Origin of the sequence: Asaccharospora irregularis DSM 2635, assembly GCF_900129815.1 — a bacterium.
Taxonomy (GTDB): Bacteria; Bacillota; Clostridia; order Peptostreptococcales; family Peptostreptococcaceae; genus Asaccharospora; species Asaccharospora irregularis.
This window is the reverse complement of record NZ_FQWX01000014.1, coordinates 41030-66447: the sequence shown is the minus strand read 5'-3', so window position 1 is coordinate 66447 and position 25418 is coordinate 41030. Positions and strand designations below refer to the sequence as shown.

At 27.3% G+C, this 25418-nt stretch carries 22 protein-coding genes; 19 read left to right on the top strand and 3 right to left on the bottom strand.

Going from position 1 to position 25418, the window contains the following annotated elements; all coding sequences use genetic code 11:
- The first annotated feature begins 415 nt into the window (after positions 1-415).
- The 8 genes from BUB34_RS07455 (at position 416) to BUB34_RS07420 (ending at position 8003) form a co-directional block, all read left to right on the top strand.
- Positions 416-1087: a response regulator transcription factor gene (locus tag BUB34_RS07455; protein ID WP_073126075.1), complete on the top strand. Its 672-nt coding sequence runs from the start codon at positions 416-418 to the stop codon at positions 1085-1087.
- A complete protein-coding gene (locus tag BUB34_RS07450; protein ID WP_073126073.1) occupies positions 1077-2324 on the top strand; it encodes a sensor histidine kinase in 1248 nt (415 codons plus the stop codon). The genes BUB34_RS07455 and BUB34_RS07450 overlap by 11 nt, the downstream gene beginning before the upstream one ends.
- A 241-nt stretch (positions 2325-2565) precedes the next feature.
- The gene (trxA, locus tag BUB34_RS07445) at positions 2566-2883 is read left to right on the top strand and encodes a thioredoxin (protein WP_073126071.1); all 318 of its coding nucleotides are present in this window, start codon (positions 2566-2568) and stop codon (positions 2881-2883) included.
- Positions 2884-2895: 12 nt separating this feature from the next.
- Positions 2896-3780 (top strand): NAD(P)/FAD-dependent oxidoreductase, encoded by an 885-nt coding sequence (locus BUB34_RS07440; protein WP_073126070.1) that lies wholly within the window; start codon positions 2896-2898, stop codon positions 3778-3780.
- A gap of 119 nt (positions 3781-3899) precedes the next feature.
- Positions 3900-4271 carry a NifB/NifX family molybdenum-iron cluster-binding protein gene (locus tag BUB34_RS07435; protein WP_073126068.1) on the top strand — a complete coding sequence of 124 codons (372 nt, stop codon included), beginning with the start codon at positions 3900-3902 and terminating at the stop codon, positions 4269-4271.
- Between the two features lie 305 nt (positions 4272-4576).
- Entirely contained in the window at positions 4577-5911 is a 1335-nt protein-coding gene (mgtE, locus tag BUB34_RS07430; protein ID WP_073126066.1) for a magnesium transporter, read from the top strand.
- Positions 5912-5944: 33 nt separating this feature from the next.
- Complete coding sequence (locus tag BUB34_RS07425; protein WP_073126065.1) at positions 5945-6622, top strand: response regulator transcription factor; 678 nt, start codon at positions 5945-5947, stop codon at positions 6620-6622.
- The gene (locus BUB34_RS07420; protein ID WP_242948850.1) at positions 6609-8003 is read left to right on the top strand and encodes a sensor histidine kinase; all 1395 of its coding nucleotides are present in this window, start codon (positions 6609-6611) and stop codon (positions 8001-8003) included. The genes BUB34_RS07425 and BUB34_RS07420 overlap by 14 nt, the downstream gene beginning before the upstream one ends.
- Before the next feature lie 78 nt (positions 8004-8081).
- Here the strand turns inward: BUB34_RS07420 and BUB34_RS07415 are convergent, their stop codons facing one another.
- Positions 8082-8537 (bottom strand): hypothetical protein, encoded by a 456-nt coding sequence (locus BUB34_RS07415; RefSeq protein ID WP_073126061.1) that lies wholly within the window; start codon positions 8535-8537, stop codon positions 8082-8084.
- 53 nt (positions 8538-8590) lie between these two features.
- Positions 8591-9859, bottom strand: coding sequence for an ArsB/NhaD family transporter (locus BUB34_RS07410; RefSeq protein WP_073126060.1), 1269 nt, complete (start codon positions 9857-9859; stop codon positions 8591-8593).
- Positions 9860-10364: 505 nt separating this feature from the next.
- Between BUB34_RS07410 and BUB34_RS07405 the strand changes: the two genes are divergently transcribed.
- Positions 10365-11792, top strand: coding sequence for an alanine/glycine:cation symporter family protein (locus tag BUB34_RS07405; RefSeq protein WP_073126057.1), 1428 nt, complete (start codon positions 10365-10367; stop codon positions 11790-11792).
- Positions 11793-11935: 143 nt separating this feature from the next.
- Here the strand turns inward: BUB34_RS07405 and BUB34_RS07400 are convergent, their stop codons facing one another.
- Positions 11936-12343 carry a hypothetical protein gene (locus tag BUB34_RS07400; protein ID WP_073126056.1) on the bottom strand — a complete coding sequence of 136 codons (408 nt, stop codon included), beginning with the start codon at positions 12341-12343 and terminating at the stop codon, positions 11936-11938.
- A gap of 258 nt (positions 12344-12601) precedes the next feature.
- Between BUB34_RS07400 and BUB34_RS07395 the strand changes: the two genes are divergently transcribed.
- The 10 genes from BUB34_RS07395 to BUB34_RS07350 all read left to right on the top strand — a co-directional run bounded on the left by BUB34_RS07395 (position 12602) and on the right by BUB34_RS07350 (position 25208).
- Positions 12602-13486, top strand: coding sequence for a RecQ family ATP-dependent DNA helicase (locus BUB34_RS07395; protein WP_084120280.1), 885 nt, complete (start codon positions 12602-12604; stop codon positions 13484-13486).
- Between the two features lie 265 nt (positions 13487-13751).
- Positions 13752-15092, top strand: coding sequence for a site-specific integrase (locus BUB34_RS07390; protein ID WP_073126054.1), 1341 nt, complete (start codon positions 13752-13754; stop codon positions 15090-15092).
- Positions 15093-15096: 4 nt separating this feature from the next.
- Positions 15097-17655, top strand: coding sequence for a hypothetical protein (locus BUB34_RS07385; protein ID WP_073126052.1), 2559 nt, complete (start codon positions 15097-15099; stop codon positions 17653-17655).
- A 30-nt stretch (positions 17656-17685) separates the two neighbouring features.
- The gene (locus BUB34_RS07380) at positions 17686-19524 is read left to right on the top strand and encodes a hypothetical protein (RefSeq protein WP_073126050.1); all 1839 of its coding nucleotides are present in this window, start codon (positions 17686-17688) and stop codon (positions 19522-19524) included.
- 2 nt (positions 19525-19526) lie between these two features.
- Complete coding sequence (locus BUB34_RS07375; RefSeq protein ID WP_073126049.1) at positions 19527-20312, top strand: hypothetical protein; 786 nt, start codon at positions 19527-19529, stop codon at positions 20310-20312.
- Positions 20313-20550: 238 nt separating this feature from the next.
- Positions 20551-21225, top strand: a complete 675-nt coding sequence (locus tag BUB34_RS07370; protein WP_073126047.1) for a response regulator transcription factor — start codon at positions 20551-20553, stop codon at positions 21223-21225.
- Entirely contained in the window at positions 21213-22400 is a 1188-nt protein-coding gene (locus BUB34_RS07365) for a HAMP domain-containing sensor histidine kinase (protein WP_073126045.1), read from the top strand. The genes BUB34_RS07370 and BUB34_RS07365 overlap by 13 nt, the downstream gene beginning before the upstream one ends.
- 120 nt (positions 22401-22520) lie before the next feature.
- Positions 22521-23405, top strand: coding sequence for an ABC transporter ATP-binding protein (locus BUB34_RS07360; protein ID WP_073126043.1), 885 nt, complete (start codon positions 22521-22523; stop codon positions 23403-23405).
- Entirely contained in the window at positions 23405-24616 is a 1212-nt protein-coding gene (locus BUB34_RS07355) for a hypothetical protein (protein WP_073126042.1), read from the top strand. Before BUB34_RS07360 ends, BUB34_RS07355 begins: the two co-directional genes overlap by 1 nt.
- A complete protein-coding gene (locus BUB34_RS07350) occupies positions 24591-25208 on the top strand; it encodes a hypothetical protein (protein ID WP_073126040.1) in 618 nt (205 codons plus the stop codon). Before BUB34_RS07355 ends, BUB34_RS07350 begins: the two co-directional genes overlap by 26 nt.
- Positions 25209-25418: the final 210 nt, after the last annotated feature.

Here is a 25418-nt window from a genome sequence, read left to right as displayed (position 1 = left end):
CTACTGAATAATTTTCATTTACGCAACCGCATTTAGAGCATGCTTTTGGAACATATGTAAGCACTGCGTTTAATACCTTAAACTCAATACCTCTTATTTTTTCAATTCCATCTCCTGTAAATACTAAATTTTTATCGCTAATTCCTAGAATATTTGATATAATATCATTTGAGCACATGTCAAACCTCCTCGTTTATTTTGTTGTCGTGACTTAATTATACAACGAGTTTGACATGTGTTCTTTATTTTTTTAAAAAATAATAGCGCTGATAGTAATTAGTCCATTTTTGTCTAACGACAATTATGGATTTTTTATTACCATCAACGCTAAATATTATACAGCCTAATTTAATTATAATTAAGTATAGATTATACTTTTTAAATATAACTATTAATAATTAAGGGTGGTCAGAGCATGAAGGTTTTAGTAGTAGAAGATAATAAGACTTTGCTAAAAAGTATGGTTAGCGAGTTAGAAAAGCACTTTGAAATTGAAAAATCAGAAGATGGAGAAGAAGCATTATATTTAATAAACCAAAACATATATGATTTAGTAGTGTTAGATTTAATGCTTCCAAATATAAGTGGGATGGAAATACTATCTAAAGTCAGAAATAACAATATTGAAACCCCTATACTTATATTAACCGCAAAAGAAACATTAGATGACAAGGTGGAGGCATTTAATATAGGAGCTAATGACTATTTAACGAAACCTTTTTATATGGAGGAGTTAGTGGCTAGATCTTATGCTATACTAAGGACTAATGGAAAAATAAAAGCTAGAAACTCTGTTAGGTTTAAAGATTTACACTTAGATATCTACGAAAGAAGGGCGTATATAAACGGTGAGGAAATCAACCTCCAAAACAAACAGTTTAACCTGTTAGAATACTTTATATTAAATAAAGGGTTTATTTTATTAAAAGAACAAATATATGATAGAATTTGGGGATTTGAATCAGATGTTAACATGGAAATAGTAGAAGTATACATAAGTAATTTAAGAAAAAAACTAGCTAAATTTGGATATGATAAATATATAAAAACTAAACGCAAGGTAGGGTATATGTTAGATGATAAATAAAAATGTATTTACTGAGACAAAAAATAGACTAATAAAAATAAATATAGCTGTTGTAGGTAGTTTTCTATTTTTATTTTCTATGTTTATATATTTATATTTCAGGGGTCTTACATACAATAGCTTAGATGTTAAAATGAATCAGGAATTAGAGAATGTTGTATTGCAACTCCAAAGTAATTCTTTTTTTAATCCAATTATTATAAAGGATCCTAAGGATATGGTATATGTATACCAAGGAGATAGGTTGAGATATTATACAGAAAATAAATATTTTGAAGAAGTTTTACCGCAAATTGATAGTGGGCAAAAAGATACTTTTTTTACATATACAAAAAATGGATATATATTTAGGGAATTTAATATAGTAGTTGGTGATTACAAAATTCAAATAATAAGAAATATAGACTCCGAAATGTCCTCTTTAAAACAGCTTGTTTTCGTCCTTATAATATCTTCGTCGGTATCCATGCTTATTACTCATTTTATAGCTGTTTATTTAAGCAGTAAATCACTAGTTCAAATAGAAACCGCCTGGAACAACCAAGCTAAATTTGTTCAAGATGCTTCTCATGAACTCAGAACACCTATATCTATAGTGTCTTCAAAGCTAGAAAGCATGTTAAAAAACCCAAATAGTACTATAAACGATGAGGTAGAAACCATAGCAGATGCAATGAAGCAAACAAGAAGGATGAAAAAAATGATAAACGATTTATTATCTCTTATGAAGGAAGATTCTATTACTAAATTAAACTTAGAAAGTGTAGATTTAGAGGAATTAATAGGAGATATATATAAAGATTATATAGATATAGCTGAGTTTCAAGAGAAAGATTTCAGGATTGAATCCAAAATAGAGAATAAAATTGTTGTAATAGATAAAAATAAACTAAGACAACTTATTGTTATACTTATGGATAATGCATTTAAATACACTTTATCAGGAGATAAAATATCAATATATTTAACAGAAAAAGATAGTGACTTAAGAGTTATTATATCAGATACAGGTATTGGAATAAAAGAGGATGATATACCATTTATATTTGATAGATTTTTTAGGAGTGATAATATAAGAAATAAAGACATAGATGGATCTGGAATAGGACTTTCAATAGCTAAAATGTTGAGTTTAAATTTAAACTTAAAAATATTAGTTAGGTCTAAATTTGGAGAAGGAACTGAAATGGAATTAGTTATACCTAGAGTAACAAGCAAAAAGGCGATTACCAGATGATTTATAGAATTAAATTTTTAAAACCACATATAGTAATTTTGTAAGGAGTAAAAAAAACTGTTTTTATAGTTAAATATTGGGTATAATTATCTTATAACATAAAAACAACACATTCTTGCAAGCTTAAAACATAAATAGACTCAAGATTATCTTACAAAGCAAGGATATTTAATGTTAATTAATAACTAGATTTAATAAAATTCATATTATAAAGTATGAGATAAAATAGGAGGGTAAAAAAATGGCTAAAGTTATAAACACATCAGAATTTAGAAGTAGTGTAGAATCAAGTAAAGGGGTAGTTGTTGTAGATTTCTTTGCAACTTGGTGTGGACCATGTAATATGTTAGCTCCTGTATTTGAAGAATTAGGGGAAGATATGAAAGATGAAGCTAGATTTTTTAAAATTGATATAGACCAAAGTTTAGAAATAGCTCAACAATTTGATGTATCTACAGTTCCAACAATGATTATATTCAAAGATGGAGAAGCTGTTGAAAGATTAGTTGGTTTTATGCCAAAAAATAAAATAGAAATGAAGGTTAAGTCACATTTATAAAAGGTGAAGATTATGAGATATGATATAGCGATAGTAGGTAGTGGGCCAGCAGGTTTATCTGCGGCGATAAATGCAAAAATAAGAAACAAAAACATAGTAGTTTTTGGAAATGAAAGTTTAAGTAATAAATTAGTAAAAGCTCCATCTGTAGATAACTATTTAGGGTTTTATGATATAAGTGGAGAAGAACTAAAAAATAAATTTAAAGAACATATAGAAAGTTTAGGAATAGAAGTAAATAATAACAAAGTAAACAACATATATGCAATGGGTGAATATTTTGCACTGATGTCAGGAAACGAAACTTATGAAGCAACTACAGTTATATTGGCAACAGGAGTGGAATATGCTAGACCTATAAAAGGAGAAGAAGAGTTTCTAGGTAAAGGTGTAGGATACTGTGCAACTTGTGATGCTCCTTTATATAGAGATAAAAAAGTAGCAGTTATAGGTTATAACAAAGAATCTGAAGAAGAGGCTAACTTCTTAAGTGAAATAGCATCTAAGACTTATTTTATACCGATGTATAAAGAAGGATTGATGAGATCTTCAAATACATTAGATGAAACTATAGAAGTTATACATGATAGACCAGTACAAATAAATGGAGATAAATTAGTAAACAAAATTTCTTTTAAAGAAAAAGAAATTAATGTAGATGGAGTATTTGTTATAAAAGATAGTGCATCTCCTAAATCTTTAGTGCCTGGGATAGAAACAGAAGGTGCTCATATTATTGTAGATATAAATATGAAAACGAATATACCTGGATGTTTTGCAGCAGGAGACTGTGTTGGAAAACCGTATTCGTATATAAAATCAGCAGGACAAGGTCAGATAGCTGCTTTAAATGCAGTGTCATATTTGGATAAACTTAAAATTCAAAATAAATTATAACTAAAAAACTCTAGGAAACCTAGAGTTTTTTAGTTATAACCTTAAATAAAAAAGATTTAAAATACTTATTATTTTTGTAAACTTATAGAAAAATGTAAAAAAAGAAGGGAGTAATAAATATGAAAATTTGTATACCAGTAGAGGAAAATAAAGGATTAGAGAGTGCGCCATTTGGGCACTTTGGATCAGCTCCAATGTTTTTGGTATGTGATTTAGAAAAAAACGAATTAACTCCATTAGATAATGGAGATTTAGGACATGAGCACGGAAAATGCCAACCTATGAAGGCATTATCTGGAAACGTGGTAGATGCTGTAATAGTTGGAGGTATAGGTCAAGGTGCTATAATTAAACTAGGAGAAATGGGAATAAAAGTTTATAGAGCAAAAGGAGAGACTATAAAGGAAAATTTAGAGTTGTTCAAGGAAGGAAAGCTTGAAGAATTTGCGTCTAACCATAGTTGCAATCATGATGATTGTGGACATCACTAAGGTATAAAATATATACAACTTAAAAATCTGTATGCGATTACTAATTAGTACTTGTGTACAGATTTTTAAGTTGTATGTAAATACTTCATAATTTATACATACTATTTTTGTATAATTTATTAGTGGTTAATCTTGGATTACAGGATAAAAAAGCTTTTATTTGAAAATACTTTAAAGGAGCGTGGTTATATGGACAGTAGTCCCTTGCATCTTATAAGAAAAATAGAATATTTTATAGAGTCCATATATAGCGCTATTAAATATATTGTTATTTAATGCTGTGGACTCTGAAAGGGGAAGATAGCATGATAAAAAGAATAATAGACATGATAAAGGAAAGTAAAATAACGGAGTTAAGTGAGTATCTTCAAAAACTCAATTCAGTAGATATTGCGAAGATTATTATGGAATTAGACGATAAATACTCTGTATTGGTATTTAGAATATTACCTAAAGATACCGCTGCTGAAGTTTTTTCGTATTTAGATAGTGAATTCCAACAGCATATAATAGAGGCTATGACTGATAGTGAAGTTGAAGAGATAATAGAAAAGTTATTTTTAGACGACACAATCGATTTTATAGAAGAATTACCTGCAAATGTTGTAAAAAAGGTACTTAGAAATGTATCTTTCCAAAAACGTCAACTTATAAATCAGTTTTTAAAATATGAAGAGAATTCAGCAGGTTCTATTATGACTATAGAATTTGTTGAGTTAAAGGAGAATATGACTGCAAAAGAGGCTATAGACTATATAAGAAAGACAGGATTTAATAAATCAATTATAGATACCTTTTTTGTAATTGGCAAGTATAGAAAACTAAAGGGTATAGTTTCTGTAAAAGATTTAATTTTGAGCCCCGAAAATTTATTAATATCAGAGATAATGAATGAGAATGTAATTTTTGTCAACGTAGGTGAAGATCAGGAGAATGTAGCATATTTATTTAAAAAATATGATTTGGTTTCAATGGCTGTGGTTGATTTTGAAGGTAGGCTGGTAGGAATAATTACAATAGATGATGTTGTAGATATAATAGAACAAGAGAATACAGAGGATTTTCAAAAGATGGCAGCTATAGAACCAAGTGAGGTTCCATACTTGAAGACACCAGTGGTATTATTAGCAAAACACAGGATAATATGGCTTTTGGTATTGATGGTATCAGCTACACTTACAGGTTCAATAATCAAAAGGTTTAATGATGTTTTACAATCAGTTGTAATACTAACTGCATTTATACCTATGCTTATGGATACAGGTGGAAATGCAGGGTCACAGTCATCAACACTTATAATAAGAGGATTAGCATTAGGAGATATAAAGACTAACGACTATTTAAAAATTGTCTGGAAGGAATTTAGAGTTAGTTTATTGGTAGCCACAGTTCTTTCTACTGTTAATTTCTTTAGAATATATATTTTAGAAAAAACGGATATAATGGTAGCATTTACTGTATGTGGAAGTTTGTTTTTTACAGTAATGATAGCAAAAATAGTCGGAGGTATTTTACCTATAATTGCTAAAAAGTTAAAATTCGATCCCGCTATAATGGCAAGTCCTTTGATTACTACTATAGTAGATTCATTTGCTTTAATTATATATTTCTATTTGGCAAGTGTATTTTTAGGGATATAATTAATGTAAGAATATTTATAGTGGGGTGATAAAATGATAAATATATTGCTTGTAGATGATGAAAAAAAGATATGTGAGTTTATAAAGGCTTGTCTTGATAAGGAAGGGTATAACTCAGATGTGGCATATGATGGTAAGAGTGCAATATCCTATTTTGAAAAAAATAACTATGATATAGTCATTTTAGATAGAATGATTCCGGATATAAGCGGAGAAAAGATATGTGAATATATAAGATCTAAATCTAATATACCTATAATAATGTTAACATCAAAAGTGGAAGATGAGGATAGGATAGAAGGATTTAAATTAGGATGTGATGATTATATATGCAAGCCTTTTAATGTAATAGAATTAGTTCTTAGGGTAAAGTCTATTTTAAAAAGAAGTAATATAAAAGGAGAAGAAGTTATAAAGTTTGGAAATTTTTTTGAACTCAGTAAAATATCACCAGAGTTAAAATTAGAGGGCAAGAATATTTATCTAACAAATACGGAGTATAAAATATTATTGACACTTGCATCAAATCCTAAAAAGGTATATTCAAGGGAAGAACTACTAGAAAACACGGTGGGAGATAGTTATGAAAAATTTGATAGGGTTATAGATAGCCATATAAAGAATTTGAGACAAAAAATAGAGATAGACTCAAGTAATCCTAAAATCATACAAACTGTGTATGGAATGGGGTATAAGTTTGGGATACAATAAAAGAGCAAAATCTATAAATATAAAAATAATAAGGTCATTTACAATCATTATTGTTTTAACCATTTTAATTATAAGAGTTTTTATAAATGTATCATTTGAGTCTGCATTTGAAAAGTACGTAGATCAAAGCAATAAATCAGAGGTCAATCACTTAGTATTTGATTTAAAGCATATATACAAAGACGGTGACTGGGATATTAGAACAATAAAGGCACTAGGAGAAGATGCTATTTCAAAAGGGATTGCACTTAAAGTATACGATAAGGATGAAAAATTAGTCTGGAGTATATTTGAAGATGAAAAAATGCTTTCAAACAATATATTAAAGAAAATAAATGATAATATGGAGAAAGTAGAAAAAGGTTGGAATGACAAGTTCAAGGAATATAAAGGGCGTATATATGATGATAATGGTAAGATTGTAGGTTATTCATATATAGGTCATTATGAATCTACTTACTATATGGAAAATGATATGGAATTTTTTAACATAATGAATAAATTTATGTTATTTATAGCACTTATAGCTATTGTAGGTATTGTAATTATTTCATTAGTAATATCTAAATCCATATCTAGCCCTATATCTAAGGTGTCAAAAATGGCTAAAGTTATAGAAAGTGGCAACTATAAGAATAAACTGGAGTATACAAGCAACATAAAAGAGGTTGATGAGCTTATATATTCTATAAATAAATTGGCCGATGCGCTTAATGATCAAGAAAAATTGAGAAAAAGGCTGACTACAGATATATCTCATGAACTCAGAACACCTCTTACAAGTATAAAAGGTCATCTGGATGTGATTATAGCTGGTATATGGGAGCCTACAAATGAGAGGCTTGTAAGTATAAGTGAAGAAGTATTGAGAATAACAAAACTAGTAAATGATCTTACAAATTTATCTAAATTAGATATTGGACAAGACAAACTAGAAATTGAAAATGTGAATCTAGCAGAATTGGTAAAAAATATAGTATATAATTATGAAATTGAAGCTTTAGATAAAAATATAAATATCGATTATGAATTAAAGGATATAGAAATATTAATCGATAAAAAGAAATTTTCTCAGGCTATTGTAAATTTGTTAACTAATGCAATAAAGTATACAACTGATGGAGGAAGCATTTATATAAAAACATATAAAGATGAAAAATATACAAATATATCTATAAGAGATACAGGTATTGGAATTCCAAAAGAAGACTTGAAGTATATTTTTGAACGTTTTTATCGAGTTGACACCTCAAGAAATTCAGAAACAGGAGGAATTGGGGTGGGTCTTACAATAGCTAAACATGTAATTGAGTTACACGGAGGATTTATAGAGGTTAATAGCGACATAGGTAAGGGTACAGAGTTTGTAATAAGAATATAAAGACATAGAAGATAAATAAATATGAACATAAAAAATAGTTATGGATAAATTTTATCCATAACTATTTTAAATTTTAGGTTAAACTTTTTTAGCGTGATCTTTTATATATATAATTTCATTTAGGATTGTATCTAATGCTTTATCTAAGTTTTTCAAATCTTTACCAGATACATTGTAATTTAAAAATAGATGCTCTACGTTATGAGTAATAGAATTTACTTTTTTAGTTACATCTAAGAAAGTGTCAAAGTTAGTACTATTTTTAGCATTTTTAAATTTTTTAATATCTTTTGTTATAAAGGACACTATTTCATGTTCGTCTGTAAATAGCCCTTGGTTAATAGGGTATGGTTTAATTCTTTGTAAAAAATAATTATCATGAGAGTTGATATTATAAGAATATGATACTTTTAAATTCTCATCTAATTCAAACTCTATAAAGTATAATAACCCTCTAACCTTTTCTATCCTCTTGGCTCCAATTTGTCTTAAGAGAATTTCAATTGAATCTCCTTGAACTGTATTTATATTCATCTAAATACATCCCCTTTCTTGTACCTTAATTATATCATAATTTTTTTTAAGTTTTATTGGAATTTTATAATTAAATAAACAGTAGATATAATAATTGATACAATCATAAGAGGGAAACCTATCTTAAAGTATTCTTTAAATGATATAGGATGACCATTTTTTTGACCTACACTAGCTAAAACTACATTTGCAGATGCTCCTATTAGTGTACCATTACCTCCAAGACAAGCTCCTAAAGAAGTTGCCCACCATAAAGGCATAACATCTATACCCTCAGCTTGCATTGTTAATATAAGAGGAATTAGTGTTGCCACAAAAGGTATATTGTCCAAGAAGGATGATATAATTGCAGATAACCATAATATGATTAAAACTGTAAGCATCATGTGACCTTTTGTTGATTCGATTAATATTGTAGCTAATCTATGAATTATACCTACTTCAACAAGTCCTCCAACCACAACAAATAAACCTATAAAGAAGAATATTGTTGACCATTCTACACTTGCTAGTATATCGTCTATGTCTTGTTTTCCTATAAAAAGCATAATAACAGCACCTGTCAATGCTACAACAGAAGACTCAAGTTTAATTGTATTATGCAGTGCAAATCCGAATAAAACAAAGAATATCATGATAACACTTTTTATAAGTAACTTTTTATCTTTTATAGCTACCTTTTCATCTAATTTTAAAATAGCATCTTGGCATTCTTTATCGACAATAAGATTTTTTTTGTATATAAATTTAAAACAGAAAATCATACTTATTAATATGACTACTACTACTGGACCTAAATTTACAACGAAATCTAAAAAACTTATATTAGCAGCACTACCTATCATTATGTTTGGTGGGTCTCCTATTAGAGTAGCTGTACCTCCGACATTTGAAGCTATAATTTGAGTGATTAAAAATGGAACTGGATTTAACCCTAGAATCTGTGTAATAACAATAGTCATAGGACCTACAAGTAAGACTGTCGTAACATTATCTAAAACAGCAGATAAAACAGCGGTTATGATGACAAAATAAATCATGATTTTCCATGGATCGCCTTTTGTTTTTTTTGCTGTCCAAATAGCTATATATTCAAATAAACCTGAGTTTTTAGCTACAGAAACGAAAATCATCATTCCGACCAAAACACCAAGTGTATTAAAATCTACATGTTGCAAACCTTCCTCTAATGTTATTATTCTAAAGATAATCATAAGTAGAGCTCCACTCAAAGCGGCAATACATCTATTTATCTTTTCTGTTATAATAGCGAGCATAACTACTAGAAATATAATTACTGCTATCAATGGTTTAATTCCCATAAAAAGTACCTCCTTTGTAATTGTAATTAGAATATAGTTAATATAGTACTTTATGATGAATAGTACTCTATAATTATATTACTTTATAATAATAGTACTTTTTAATATGTTTTTCAATATAGTATTTTTTTTAACGAGTTCATCTTAATTCGTATATATTTATAAATATTGAGGTTAGAAGGTTACAGTATTAATAACAATAAAAAACCATCACTTTAGGAAATTGTTAAAACTATAAAATCTCAAAAATAGTATTATGATTAGATATTATTACCAAAGAAAATAGTATTATGATTAGATATTATTACCAAATAAAATGAATGATAATTTTATAGAGAAATGAATGAAGATTTTATAAAAAATCCGTCATAAATTAAAAATTTGCAACGAGAATAAAAAAAGTTTCATTTACGACTTGAAATGTAGATTAAAATAGTTTATTATTATAAAATGAAATTAGGCCGACAAAATTATTCATTTCATAATAATATAGGAGGGATTTTACATGGAGATATTAAACAATATAGTTTTGAGCATTAATGATTTTATGTGGACATATATATTAATAACAATGCTTATAGTTTTAGGAGTTTATTTTACTATTAGAACTAATTTTGTACAATTCAGATATTTCGGAGAAATGTTTAGACTTTTAGGAGATGGGAATTCTAAAGAAGCAAAAAAAGAAGGAAAGATATCTTCGTTTCAAGCGTTTTGTATAAGTACTGCATCAAGAGTAGGAACGGGTAATATAGCGGGTATTGCTATGGCAGTTGTTGCTGGAGGTCCAGGATCTATATTTTGGATGTGGCTTATCGCTTTAATAGGATCTGCATCAAGCTTTGTTGAGAGTACGCTTGCACAAATCTTTAAAGTAAAAGATGGTTCTGCAAACAGAGGAGGACCTGCTTATTATATAGAAAAAGGTCTAGGCCAAAAATGGATGGGAGTTTTATTCTCAGTTCTTATAACAATATGCTTTGGATTCGTGTTTAATGCTGTGCAGGCAAATACTGTTTCAGTTGCATTTAATACTGCATTTGGTATTGATAAGATGACAATGGGAATAGTACTTGCAGTTCTAACAGGATTGGTAATATTTGGTGGTGTACACAGAGTTGCTAAGGTATCTGAAGTTATAGTTCCTATATTTGCAGGATTATATATAATTGTTGCAGTAGTAATAGTATTAATGAATATAGGTGAAATGCCAAATGTAATTAAACTGATATTTACAAATGCATTTAACTTTAGAGAAGCATCAATAGGTTCTATGGCGGGAATAATGCTTGTTGGTATAAAGAGAGGTTTATTCTCTAATGAGGCAGGTATGGGTAGTGCTCCTAATGCAGCTGCTACAGCTCACGTTTCACACCCTGTAAAACAAGGATTAATTCAGAGTTTAGGAGTATTTACTGATACTATAATAATATGTAGCTGTACAGCGTTTATGGTTCTTTTATACCCTGGATATGCTACTAGTGGTGCAATAGGAATAGAGCTAGCTCAGGAAGCTTTAAGTTCACATATAGGTTCTATAGGTTATATATTTATAGCAGTATGTATATTCCTATTCGCATTTAGTTCTATAGTTGGTAATTACTACTATGGTGAATCTAATATAGAATTTATGAGTGGAAACAAGACAATTTTAAATGTATTTAGAACAATTGTTGTTGCAATGGTTTTATTTGGATCACTTACAAAGGTTGCTATAGTTTGGGATTTGGCAGATTTATTTATGGGACTTATGGCAATTATAAATCTAGTTGCAATAGCTTTACTTGGAAAATATGCATTTATAGCTTTAAATGATTATACTAAGCAGAGAAAGAGCGGGATAAAAGATCCAGTATTTAATGCTTCTAATATAAAAGGACTAGAAAACATAGAGGAATGGAAGGACTCAGATAGTGTAGAGGAAATTTCATAGAAAAAATAAAATAGTATATAAATAAAAATAAGAAGCCTATCTTAAGTGTAAAGTTTTTAAAGTAACATTAGTATTACTTTTTAAACTTTGACTTAAGATAGGCTTTTATATACTATAGAAAACTATTTAAGACTTTAAGGCTATTAGTTTTCAAATGACTCTAGATAATCACAAAATTTTTTGAACTCATCTATATTTTTGATTTTCTGTAGGTTTCTTAAATCAATCATAATCTGGCTTGGCCTATGCATCATAAATTCCATATCATATAAATCACATTTTATAAACCCCAGTTCAAAATCGTATTTATAAGGGGTATATTTTTGAAAGTTGGATTCAAAGTATTTTATTTTTGCAAAGCATAGCCTGTGTATATAAAATAGAAGAGCTAATGTGGATTCTTTAATAGCGAATTTATGGGAAAAGTATTTTACTGTATGATATTTATCGTGTCTAAACTCCCATATTAAATCTTTATTTAATGAAAGTGAATATTTATTGATAAGTTTAAGCTTTTCATCTGAAAGCTCTTTTTCTAGTTGTAATTTCATAAGCTATCCCCCGTAAGTACTTTATTTATAGAATAATTTAGGTTAGTATATTTAAAAGAATAAAATACCTTTATCTAATTATATTTTATAATCAATCTGAAAATTAATAAAATAGATATTTGTTATACTAATCCAGCGATATATTAATAAAAACAATTAGGTACAATTTTCAAAAAGATATTGTGTTAATATGTATTATAAGTAGAAAGTATGTATATAATTAAAATAAACATATGTTCGACAGATAGGAGAATAAAAATGAATTTAAAAGCTTTAGATATATTATCAAAATACTATGGATACACAAGTTTTAGAAAGGGACAAGAAGAAATTATAAAGTCGATATTAAACAAAAAAGATGTAGTTGCAATAATGCCAACTGGCGGAGGGAAGTCTATATGCTATCAGATACCATCTCTTATGTTAGATGGATTGACAATAGTAATTTCACCGTTAATATCACTTATGAAGGATCAGGTAGATTCTTTAAATACTATGGGTATTAATGCCGTATTTATAAATAGTTCCTTAAGTTCTGAACAACTAGATAATATCCTAGTAGATATAAATAAAGATAAATATAAAATATTATATATAGCACCAGAAAGATTAGATAACTTAGAGTTTGTAAATTTAATAAAAAATAAAAGTATAAGCCAAATTGCCGTGGATGAGGCACATTGTGTTTCTCAGTGGGGGCATGATTTTAGATCTAGCTATAGAAAGATTCCTTTATTTATCAAAAGTTTAGAAAAAAAACCGATAGTTACTGCATTTACAGCAACTGCATCAGATGAAGTTAGGTATGATATAATAAATTTACTTAATTTAAGTGAACCAGAGGTTTATATAACGGGATTTGATAGAGAAAATTTATCTATGAATATAGTGAAATCTTCTTCAAAAAATAGATACTTATTAGATTATATAGAAAATCATAAAAACGAAAGTGGAATAGTATATGCTGCTACCAGAAAAGACGTAGAAAGTATATATGATGGGTTATTTAAAAAGGGTTATTCTGTCTCCAAATACCATGCAGGTCTTAGTAATGAAATAAGAAAAGAAAATCAAGAAAAATTTATAAATGATGAAATAAAAATAATGGTGGCAACAAATGCCTTCGGTATGGAATGTTGTTAATAATAAACAAAATAGAATATATAAAATAGATATGGTTATATTATATTATATATTAGTAATATGAACATGTTTAGTATTTTGTTTATAAAAAATAAATAAAAACAAAATAAACTAATAGAAAAATAAATAAAAGTGTTCTATAATTTACTTATAAACGAAATACAGAAATAGAATTAATAAAATATATCACTAAATATTGAGTCAATAGGGGAGTTTAAATGAAATTGTTATTAATAGAAAATGATAATTAAGGAGAACTAAAGAAATGCAATATATAGAAGATATAAAATTAGTAGATAGTAACAGAATGGAATGGAGATATGGTCAAAGAGAAGCTACTATTATTAAAAATGGTTTAGTTAAAAATTATAACTTTATAACATTAAGCAATTCTAATACAAATGAATTTCAAATCTCAGAGTATACAGATTTCTTTTTTCATAAAAAGAGATTAAACAATTCAATACACACAAATAAAAATAATTATGGAACTACAATAGTGCTATTTTTAAATTATATCTTTTTTGATAGAGAGGTTACATTAAATTCTATTGAAGATATAACTGTGAAGATAGGTGAAGAATTTTTAAATAAATTTTCATATGGAGATTTAAGAAAAGGTCCTACATCAAGAAGTATGGAAGTGAAAACTGATGAAGTGATAGAAAAGGCAGAGTATGCATTAACTAGTTTCTATAATTGGCTATTTTATCAACCTAATTACAAATTAAATCATATCAAAAAAAGTGACTTTAATTATGAAACTAAAATCTATAAAAATAAAAATAGAATAGACATGAGAGAAGGATTTAGGCAAGTTAAATATTTAAAATCATTGTTTACAGTAGAATACCCACATAAAGAGATAAAGAAAAAGATAGAATCACCTGACGAGTTAATGGTATATACTCTTATAGAAGTAGCGAAGCAATATGACCCAATGCTTGCATTTGGAATAGCATTACAAAGTTTTGCTGGGTTAAGATGTGGAGAGGTTTGTCAAATGAGTAGAAGTAGAATAGTAAATAGGAGACCACTTGGAGAGTCTATTAGTTTTTGTATTGATTTAACAAGAGAACATATGCTAAGAAATGATGGAGCTAGAACGGGTGAAATAAAAGTATCTAGAGTACAACTAGTGTATGAGGCATTTTTACCATATATAAATCGTTTATATACAGAACATATGAAGTTGCTACGCCAAAAAGGGTTAGATGGAGATGAATATGGAGCATTATTCTTTGGGAAGAATCGGAAGGCTTTAAAGGCTGATAGATATGCGGATAGATATAACAAACTTATAACTAGATTAATTGAAAGACTAGGATATATGGCTGATAATGGTAATATTCAAGCATCAGTTGATTTTGAAATGCTACTAGAGTCAAAGATGAATACACATGCATTAAGATATTTCTTTACTGATTATGTAGCTAGAAGAGAAGACGCACATACTTTAGCTATGTATAGAGGTGACTCTAGTTTAACAACTGCATTGACATATCTATCAAAATCGAGAGGAAGAGTAGAGTATATAAAGGAAATACAAAATAGTTTTATAGAGAGTTATGAGCAAATAACAAAAACATCATTTATAAGAGGGTGAAAAAATGATAAGAAATAAAAATGCTAAAGAAATTATACTTAATAATAACATTGATGATATAGAGGATTATTATACTGCTAAAGAATTGAAAGAAAAAGGATACACAATATTTTTTATTAATAGAATAAAGCAATATATACAATGTTACAAATATGGTAAGATTGAATATTACTTAAAATCAGACTTTGAGCAATTGCTTAAATGGGAATCAGAACTAGGATTTGTAGATGAACTTTCAAAATATTTTAAATTTACAACAACACATATAAGAAATGTTTTTAAAAAGCATGGTATTGAATCTCTATCATATGAGCAACAACCATTTACAAAGCAATTAAGATATAACTTAAAGGATTTTGAAAAAATAGAAAATATAATTCTAGACGGAGCTCCAAAGGATATTATAGATGAGAATAAGTATATTGATTTAGTTAAAACAGCAGAAATTTTAGGGGAAAGAGAAATTACGCATGAACGTCTTCCAGCGTTTGATTTTGTATATAGATATGGTAAAAAATTATATTTAAAAATAGAAGAAGTTGAAAAATACAACAAATTGAAGGAAATATCCATTCCAGTTGAGGATTTTATTAAAGATGTTGTAGATAGAGTGGACGTTCAAGAAGATGCTATTAGAGATAGGATTTTAAAGAATAATATAGAGTTGATAGAAAGACATCCATTTATGGGAAAAAGAAGGCTTATGTTAAAAAAAGATGCCCATATAATATTTGATGAATTAAATATACAAACTAGGATTAAGTCAGCAAAAAATGGTTTAGAGATTTATAGAATTCTAACAGAGAATATAAAAACAAAAGAAAAACTTGAGGATACTATGCAAATTTATGAGTTATTTGTAATTGATAGATTTAATGATATAAAATCTAAGCAATCAATTAAAGGTAAAGCTATGAGTTTTCATAGAGTTAAAGAAATATTAAATAAAACTTTAAATATGGATTTTTATAAATACAGTGAAGAGTTAGTAGAAAAAATCATAGAAAATATAATATCTAATGAAGAGTATACTCAGAATGATAAAGTTGAATTTGTTTCATTTTATAACTACTTAATAAAGTATAAATCTTTTAAAAATAGAGTTATTTATAAATTACCTAAAAATAGTTTTATAGATGAATCACAAGAAGTATTAAGTTATACTCAAGAGCAATTTTTAGAACTGTTCAGACTTTTACACACAAGTACTAGTGATAAAGAATATATAGACAGAGCTATTGAAAGCAGAGGGCAAGCTCAAGTTTGGCTATATATGTATCTACATTATGTAACCATATGGAGAAGAGGAGCTATAAGTGATATACCAAGTCCTAATCTTAATAATATTGGATTTGAGGCAGAAGAGTTATTGAAGTGGCTATCAGAAGGAAATGAATTTACTGAAGAAATGGGAATGATAATTACAGAAGATGTAAAAAGAAAAATAGATGGATACTCTATGAAATCAACTAAAAATAATGGGTATTTAGTTATGGAAGTTGGAAGGCTTACAGTTAGAAGTTTAGGGTTACTATTTGCAATTTGTGAAGCACATAGACAGATAACACATAGACTAAATAAAAAGAATCTTAAGGCAGATAGTATAATATCATCAGGATTTATAGGCAATAAAAGTTATTATGATGATTTATTTGGAAAACAAATCATTGATATACTTGGGGAAGAAAAATTTTCAAACAGAAGAGCCAATAAAAGCTATAATAACTACATTCATAATTATAGTGAAGAAAAAGGAGATAATTTTGCTACGCACATAATATCTATTTTGAGAGGTTATAGTGTTGATTCAAAGGGTATGTCAGAAACAACTACTATATATGAAACGAGGAAAGTAGATAATAGTATAGAAAATGCAGTCGCGACGTTGTTTAATAGAGGTAGCTTTGCATTTGAAAAATTTCAGGCTTTGAAGATTATAGATAATAATTTTATAGAAAATGATGACAGTACGAAAACAGAGCTTATGGATGATATATCATTGACTCCATATGAGCTTGAATATACTATGAAAAATATTTATATACAAAGAAAAAAAGTTACAGAAATGATATCGAGGATGGTCTCAACTCCAAATTTAATAAAAGAAATATTAGTTGAGTTGGCATATGGAAATACACATGGTAAGCACAATCATACTAGATGTATATTAAAAGCTATGTTGAATGTCATAGAATGTAGTAATGTAGATGATGCGATACCAAATAATTTAATAGAATTAAATGAGGGAATAAATTGTATTAATGATAACTTTGATACTTGTATAGGATGCCCTTTTATAATTGAAGAAATGTATTTTCTATATGAACTAAATGATTTAATGAATGATGCTATTAATAAATTATATTTAATAGATAATGAATATGAGCAATACATGTATAGTACATTGATTTTTAAAACATATATGCCTATTTTAAAGGAAGCACAAAATGTTTTAGGGAAAAGTAATGTTAATGTATTTGTAGATGTAGTTGGTATGAAAAATAAGATTGATAAATTAAGAGAAAGTCAGTCTATAAAATTAGATTATAAACTTATGAATTAATAGAAATTTAGCTTGATACGGGAGGGTAATATGATTGCTGTATTGAAGAACATAGGAAATACTCCAGCAAAAAAAGTAGATTTAGTTGAATTTAATTATAGAGATTACGATAAATATTTGGAGTTATGGAAAAAACATAAAAATGCTAAGATTATTCAAAATGATAGCATCAATGACTGTAATTGGACTATAATCACGGGTGATGTAAATGTTAGTAATGTAAAGTTTAAATTTAGTGAAGTAGAGTTTAAAAAACTAATAAATAAAGGAATATTCAAAGATATTAATTATGAGCAGTTTTTATTATCTATTAAGAGCTATATCTTATATATGTTAGATTTTAATACTGGACAAAGAATAGTTATTTTTGTTAATCAATTGAAAAAACTATTTAAAAATGAAGTTCTAATTAAGGATGTTTTAAATGAAGAACTAAGGAATTGTAGAAGTTTTTTATCATCATATTTTATGATTTCAGAATATTTTGCATATATTGAAATGTATTTCAATAACAGTTCAATATTAGAAGATTATGAAGATTGTTATTTAAAGTTTGCAAGTGATGAATATAGTAAAGAGAAAAGTGTAAAAAAGAAAGAAAGAAGAGCACTTCCAAGTTTTGAATCTATGTTTAAATTTAATGATATAATAGAAGATTTTATCCAAAATGCTGAGGGAATTGAAAGAGAAAGATTTTTTCCTATTATACTATGGTGGAAAATAACATCTATAATACCACTGAGAGCTCATGAAGTGGTGCTTATTCCTTTGAATTGTATTAGAAGATATGACAATAAAAATATATTTAAGTTTTATAGAAATAACTTGAAGGGTGGAATATCTAATGATATTTTCAATCATAGTTTTGAAGAGTGCTATACAGAACAAGAATTTCCAATAAGTGATGAGATTGTTCAATTGATAAATGAATATAAATCTATAGTTGATAAATATGATAAATTAGACAAATTTTATGTTGATGGTTTAGGAAAACCAATAGAAAGGAAGTTTTTATTTTCATATAGAAGTTATAAGCAGTTTAGAGATTATAAAAATACAATAAGGGATGAAAGAGAATTTTTTTCTTCAAATCTGCTTAATATTTTGAGAAAACAATTCTTAATAGAAATTGTAATTGGAAAATACAATGTAAATATAATACCCAAAACAAAAGAAATCTATGAAAGTGAAGATATAGGAAGTGTGTTTTTACAAGAAGAACAGATAGAGTATATTCAGTTAATGGATACAAGACATTTTGCAATATTAAATATGATATATATGGGATTTGAAGCATCAACTATACAAAGAGTAGTGGGTCATAAAAATATTAATACATCATTTTCATACTCAGACCATAGTGAATTATTTATAAAATGTTATACTATTTCGATGGCAAAACAAATGGCTTTAAAAAAGAATTCTAAGCAAAAAAATGAAATATTAGATATGAACTTATCTAATATTATTGATGATAAAAATGGCTCAGCAAATCAAAGGTATAAAATTATAAAAAATAAAAGAAATAAAAAAGATAAAAGAAAAATTGAATTAAGTGAGGGATATTGTACTTATGAAAAAGATGATATGATGCCATGTAAGATACTAAGAGGAAATCATAGAAGATGTCCTTATTTTATACCTAAAGAGGGGGAACTTTCAAAAATAGATAAAGAATTAAGGGAAATAGATGAAGAAATTAGCTCAGAAATAAAGACATTAAATTATCTTATGAAAAATAGAAACACATTAATTGGATATAAAGATGCGTATAAAACATCTATAAACAAAATCCATAGTAAAGCTAAGAGCAAGGCTGAGATGTTATGTGATTATGTTATTGATAATAACATAGATGTGGAGGGATAATTATGGCAGGGAGAAAAAAAAGATTCACAACTGAAATGTTAGAAAATATAGTTGACACATATTTTGATAGAAATACAGTTTTTGGTCAAGTTACAGCTACAGATATTGCAAATTTTGCAGTAAATGAACTTGGTTATGAAGATATTAGATATTTTCATTTTACAAGAAATAAGGAAATTAAAGAACTAATAGAGCAAACTAATAATATAAATCAAAGTGGAGATACAAGTAATATAAATACTTTGATTGAATTTAATTCAGATAAATTCTTAGAAACATATAAAAAAGATGAAAAGACTCAAAAGGTTGTTTTAAGACGTTTTGCAGATAGGCATAGTGAGTTAAATCAGCAAGTTTTAGAAATGAAACATAAAGAAAATCAATATAAGCTAGAAATAGAAAAACTTAAAGATGAGAATAAGAAGCTCAAAGAAAAGAGTAAAGATATAAGTGAAAAAAATAAGCAGTTATCAAAAATAAATGCGAGACTAAATAAATTTAAGGTTTTAGATGAACAAATTAAAATGAGGGAATATCTTAAATCAAACAATCTGTTAAATGGGATTGATGAGGAAAACTTAATGATAATTTTACAAAAATGTGACTTTGGATTAAGCAATGAAATAGTAGACGAAGTTTTTGATGATATAGACTATGATGCTACTGAAAATAACACATCAAATGTAAATGATACTAATAAAAATAAGATTGTCTCATTTAATGATAGAAAAATTAAAGAGGATAAAAAAATTCAAAATGCTATAGATGAATTTGATGATTTATTGTAAGTGCAAAAACCTAGTTTATTACTCATTATATATACGTAAATATAAATTTGAAGGCTAAATTAACTCTATTTAAGAACAATTGTTATATAATGCAAATTAATGGTTGATGACTTTTTTACTTTATGTTAGGTAGGTAAGTAGAGAAATTATAGAGAAATATAGGTTAAAATTTACTGTAAATACAAAATTATAAAGTTTTAATTATTATATAAAAATAAAGGGAGTAGGAGTATAGTATATGAAATATAAGATGCTTGTCATAGATGATGAAGTTAGTATTGTATCACTTTTGAAAGATTTTTTTGAACTTGAAGATTTTTTAGTTTACACAGCTTATAGTGGAGACGATACTTTAAAAAAGATAAATATAAATCCAGATATTATATTATTAGATATTAATATGCCAGGAATGGATGGAATAGAGGTATGCACTAAAATAAGAAATTATGTCAGTTGTCCTATCGTATTTTTAACAGCAAAAGTTGAAGAAAGTGATAGAATCAAAGGGCTGATGGTAGGTGGGGATGATTACATTTTAAAACCATTCAGTATAGAAGAATTAAATGCTAGGGTTAAAGCTCATTTAAGGCGTGAAGAGCGTAAAACTACAAAAGAAAAAGTGAAATTTTCAAAAGAAATAGTTATTAATTATTCTGATAGAAAAGCTTTTTGTAGAGAAAATGAAATAAATCTTACTAAAACAGAATTTGATATTCTAGAAAATTTGAGTATGAATAGTGGACGAATTTTTTCGAAAGAAGATATTTACGAAAAACTTTGGGGATTTGATAAAGAGGGTGATAGTAGCATTATAACTGAACATATTAGACGAATACGCATGAAACTTGGTAAATACACTGATGATACTATTATAGAAACAGTTTGGGGAGTAGGTTATAAATGGATTGGATAGATGAACAACTCTTAAGATTAAAAGATAAGATAAAAGCACAATCTTTAAGAAAAACAATGAGTTTATACATATTTATTGCTATTATTGCAGTTATAATTATATATATATCAACAGTAGTTTTTTGTCATGGGTGGAAAGGGTTAGTATATACAAAGTATTCTCTTGATGTAAATACCTATATACCAATAGAGGAACTTGTTGAGTTAGATACAATAGATAAAGTAATTTTATATGGTTCAGACATTATTAAAGAGCTTTCAATAGTTGTTTACTCTATCATAGCAATAATAATCACATCTAATATGTTTTATAAAAATAAAATAAAAATTCCGATAGAGATTTTAAGAGAAGAAGCCAAGCATATAAGTCGGAATGATTTAAGTTTTTCATGTATTTATAATAGTGGAGATGAGTTGGGGGAAATATGCGAAGCTTTTGATAAAATGAGAGTGCAACTTATTAATAATAATGAAAATGTATGGAATCTTATGGAGGGACAAAGACAATTAAATTCAGCTTTTGCTCATGATATTAGAACCCCTCTTACTGTTATAGGAGGCTATACAGATATGTTAGTTAAGTACTACCCACAAGGTAAGATAACAGAAGAAAAACTATTAGAAAATCTTAATTTAATACAGTCTCAATTAACCAGATTAAAGAACTTCTCAGAAACTATGAAGGATATACAGGATATTGGAGCTATAGAAGTAAAGACAAAGCTTAAAGAGTTCAATATTTTAGAAAAAAAGATAGAAGAAGTTATAAACGTAATTTCAGCTAGTAACAACATTGAAATTAATATATATAGCAAATTAAAAGAGAATAAAGGATATTTTGATGAAAGTATTATTTTACAAGTTGTAGATAATTTATTATCTAATGCTTTGTCATTTACAAAAAATAAAGTTGATATTATTTTGGAGTGGGAAAATGATGTTATATATATTTATATAAGAGATAATGGTGAAGGTTTTTCAAAGAAGGAAATATATTCAGCATCAAAGCCTTATTATAGCAGTCGAGCTGGAATAGATGGACACTTTGGTATAGGGCTTACTATATGTAAATCATTATGTGAAAAGCATGGAGGAAAATTGACTTTAAATAATAGTACAAGCGGTGGTGCTATTGTATGTGCAAGTTTTTTTAGCAACGGACAAAGTCATTGGTAATAAAAAGTCTTCACCTATATATTGCTAAATTGTAGTAGATTTTTTTAAAATGTAGATAAAAAATAGATATTTAGTAGTTAAAATTTACTTATATTAATAAATAAGAGATAGGAGAATGGTATGGATACAAATGTTATTTTAAAAGATGTAAGTAAATTTTATGGGAAAAAACGAGCATTGAATAATATCAACTTAGATATAGAAAAAGGAATGTTTGGTTTATTAGGAAGAAATGGGGCAGGAAAAACTACTTTAATGAAATCAATAGCAACATTACTTTCTTTAAGTTCAGGTGAAATTACAGTATGTGGTATAAATGTAAATGAAGCTAGTAAGATAAGAGAAATGATAGGATACCTACCTCAAGATTTTTCAATGTATAGTAATATGTCAGCTTATGAAGCTATGGACTACTTGGGTGTACTATCAGGCTTAGATAAAAAAACTAGAAAAGAAAGAATACCAGAGCTCTTGGCTAAAGTAAATTTAAATAATAATATGAAGATTAAGGTAAAAGCTATGTCAGGAGGTATGAGAAGAAGGCTTGGAATTGCACAAGCTATACTTCATAATCCTAAGGTATTAATAGTAGATGAACCTACAGCAGGATTAGACCCAGAGGAGAGAGTCCGTTTTCGTAATTTACTTTCTGAAATAGCAGAAGATAGAATCGTTATATTATCAACTCATATAGTTGGAGATATAGAATCTACTTGTGAAAATATTGCCGTAATGGATGAAGGAAAAATAATATTTAAAGGTACAGTTACAGAACTTTTAGATAAAGCTAATGGTAATATATATGAAGCTAAGATATCAAGAGTCGAAATTGAAGATATAAAAAAGAAATACATAGTTACTAATGTTCTTATGACGTCAACAGAGGCTAAAATAAGATTCATTGCTAAGAGTGAGTCTGAACTTTTTAATGGTGCTGAAACAACACTTCCAAATGTTGAAGATGCATATATGTATCTTATGCATACAAGTGGAGGTGTAAGATAATGTTTAAGACTTTGTTTTTGAAAGAATGTAAAGAAACACTAAAAAGTATTACTTATTATATATTCTTAGCTTGTATAGTTATATTTTTTATTACTCAAATGGGAAGCTTTCCAGGGATTGCAAAACCTGTACAAGGTCAAGAAAGTTATGGATTTAAACATGATGCTGGTGAAAGTGTAATAATACAATCAACCATTGATAAACTAGCTTTTGAACTAGAATCAAATTCCTTTCCAACATACCCGATAGGATTTTATAAAGAAGTAAAGCTTAGCGATGAAGATATGTCAAAAATTTATAAAATTTTTGAGAGCCTAACAGGTTTAAATAAGGAACAGTTAATAAAGCAGATTAAAGATTACAATAGTACAAAAGAAGATGTATTAGTTGATGTTGTTAAGGTAAAAGATAATATTAGTTTTCAAGAGTTTTCAAAAGAGATGGATAAAATAGATGATGTTCTTGGTGGTGGAAGTTTTTATAATTCAAAAAGATTATCTGTAAATGCAAGGGTTGAGAGAACCTATGATGATGCACTTAAAGATTATGAAAGTATTATAAATAATGATAAGATATCAAGAGCTTATGCAAGATTATTTAGTGATTATATGGGAATTGTTTTAGCAATACTTCCAATGTTTTTAGCAGTAACTAGAGTATTAAAAGATAAGAGAGCAAAGTCAGAGCAAGTTATTTTTGCTAAGAAGTGTTCCTCAACTGTAATTATATTATCAAGATATTTAGCGATTATATCTATGATAATATTACCATTAATTTTAATAAGTATTACACCAACATTACAGTCAATTTATTCAGCTAATAGTAATGAAATAAGTGCAGATTATTTTGCTTTTATAAAAGTTATATTTGGATGGCTTATGCCTACTGTATTAGTTACAGTTTCTATGGGATTTTTATTAACAGAACTTACAAATGGACCAATTGCAATTTTAGTTCAAGGTATATGGTGGTTTGTAAGTATATTATTAGGTGCTTTTAATTTAGTTGGGAATGTGGGTATGAACTTAGTTCCTAGATTTAATACATTTGGAGCTTATGATATATATAGTAGAATTTTTAATGAGCTTGTTATAAATAGAGTTTTTTATAGTGTAGTTGGAATCGTATTAATAGTGATGAACATATTCGTATATGATATAAAAAGAAAGGGGAAATTTAATTTAAATGGAAAGATACTTAAAAATAGCTAAAGTTAATTTAAAGTTTAACTTATTTCCCCATATAATTGTTGTAATTGGTTTATGTTTAATATCTCCGCTAATTATGGGCTTAAAAAATTTAGATAGTTTAAATACAGCTAAAATATTAGATATGTATATATCATTATTCGGAATGATATTATTAGTTCCACTATTCATTCCAGACCAAGATAAGGATATAAGGGATTTGGTAAAGTCTAAAAAAGAATCTATAACGATTAATTATTTAATAAGAATAGTTGAAGCAATAGTATGCCTAATAATTATAGTGTTAGGATTCTTAGTTTTTCTTAAAAAAGGAAATTGCACATTCGATTTTATGCAATATTTTTATGGGACTATATCAACTTGTATTTTCCTTGGTGGCTTAGGTATTTTAGCATACTCTATAGTTGATAATATAGCAGTAGGATATATGATTCCTGTATTATATTATATTTTATGTTACGGTGCAGGGAAAAAATATTTAGGAAACTTTTATTTGTTTTCAATGATGGAAGGAAATGTCTTAGATAAAAAATATTTATTAGTTGCAGGAGCATTAATGATAATAGTTGGGATTTCTTATAGAAGAAAAAAGTAAACTAATATACCGCAAGTGTGGTGGAATTTATAAATTCATCGCATTTGCGGTATATTTATTATGTCTAATATAATATATATATTTTTATTATAAGTGTAATTACATAAAATAACTAAACTTCATATTTTAGCTAGAATTTATTTAATTAATAAGTATTATAAATAAAGTGAATTATGATAATATAAATAGGTATAAGTTTTAAAATTAGAA

Excerpts from the sequence above, each read along its gene's own strand:
- BUB34_RS07390 (WP_073126054.1), top strand. The coding sequence starts at position 13,752 with ATGCAATATATAGAAGATATAAAATTAGTAGATAGTAACAGAATGGAA.
- BUB34_RS07410 (WP_073126060.1), bottom strand. The coding sequence starts at position 9,859 with ATGGGAATTAAACCATTGATAGCAGTAATTATATTTCTAGTAGTTATG.
- BUB34_RS07360 (WP_073126043.1), top strand. The coding sequence starts at position 22,521 with ATGGATACAAATGTTATTTTAAAAGATGTAAGTAAATTTTATGGGAAA.
- BUB34_RS07400 (WP_073126056.1), bottom strand. The coding sequence starts at position 12,343 with ATGAAATTACAACTAGAAAAAGAGCTTTCAGATGAAAAGCTTAAACTT.
- BUB34_RS07395 (WP_084120280.1), top strand. The coding sequence starts at position 12,602 with ATGAATTTAAAAGCTTTAGATATATTATCAAAATACTATGGATACACA.
- BUB34_RS07415 (WP_073126061.1), bottom strand. The coding sequence starts at position 8,537 with ATGAATATAAATACAGTTCAAGGAGATTCAATTGAAATTCTCTTAAGA.
- mgtE (WP_073126066.1), top strand. The coding sequence starts at position 4,577 with ATGATAAAAAGAATAATAGACATGATAAAGGAAAGTAAAATAACGGAG.
- BUB34_RS07385 (WP_073126052.1), top strand. The coding sequence starts at position 15,097 with ATGATAAGAAATAAAAATGCTAAAGAAATTATACTTAATAATAACATT.
- BUB34_RS07370 (WP_073126047.1), top strand. The coding sequence starts at position 20,551 with ATGAAATATAAGATGCTTGTCATAGATGATGAAGTTAGTATTGTATCA.
- BUB34_RS07405 (WP_073126057.1), top strand. The coding sequence starts at position 10,365 with ATGGAGATATTAAACAATATAGTTTTGAGCATTAATGATTTTATGTGG.
- BUB34_RS07350 (WP_073126040.1), top strand. The coding sequence starts at position 24,591 with ATGGAAAGATACTTAAAAATAGCTAAAGTTAATTTAAAGTTTAACTTA.
- BUB34_RS07450 (WP_073126073.1), top strand. The coding sequence starts at position 1,077 with ATGATAAATAAAAATGTATTTACTGAGACAAAAAATAGACTAATAAAA.
- BUB34_RS07375 (WP_073126049.1), top strand. The coding sequence starts at position 19,527 with ATGGCAGGGAGAAAAAAAAGATTCACAACTGAAATGTTAGAAAATATA.
- trxA (WP_073126071.1), top strand. The coding sequence starts at position 2,566 with ATGGCTAAAGTTATAAACACATCAGAATTTAGAAGTAGTGTAGAATCA.
- BUB34_RS07440 (WP_073126070.1), top strand. The coding sequence starts at position 2,896 with ATGAGATATGATATAGCGATAGTAGGTAGTGGGCCAGCAGGTTTATCT.
- BUB34_RS07380 (WP_073126050.1), top strand. The coding sequence starts at position 17,686 with ATGATTGCTGTATTGAAGAACATAGGAAATACTCCAGCAAAAAAAGTA.
- BUB34_RS07425 (WP_073126065.1), top strand. The coding sequence starts at position 5,945 with ATGATAAATATATTGCTTGTAGATGATGAAAAAAAGATATGTGAGTTT.
- BUB34_RS07355 (WP_073126042.1), top strand. The coding sequence starts at position 23,405 with ATGTTTAAGACTTTGTTTTTGAAAGAATGTAAAGAAACACTAAAAAGT.
- BUB34_RS07455 (WP_073126075.1), top strand. The coding sequence starts at position 416 with ATGAAGGTTTTAGTAGTAGAAGATAATAAGACTTTGCTAAAAAGTATG.
- BUB34_RS07435 (WP_073126068.1), top strand. The coding sequence starts at position 3,900 with ATGAAAATTTGTATACCAGTAGAGGAAAATAAAGGATTAGAGAGTGCG.
- BUB34_RS07365 (WP_073126045.1), top strand. The coding sequence starts at position 21,213 with ATGGATTGGATAGATGAACAACTCTTAAGATTAAAAGATAAGATAAAA.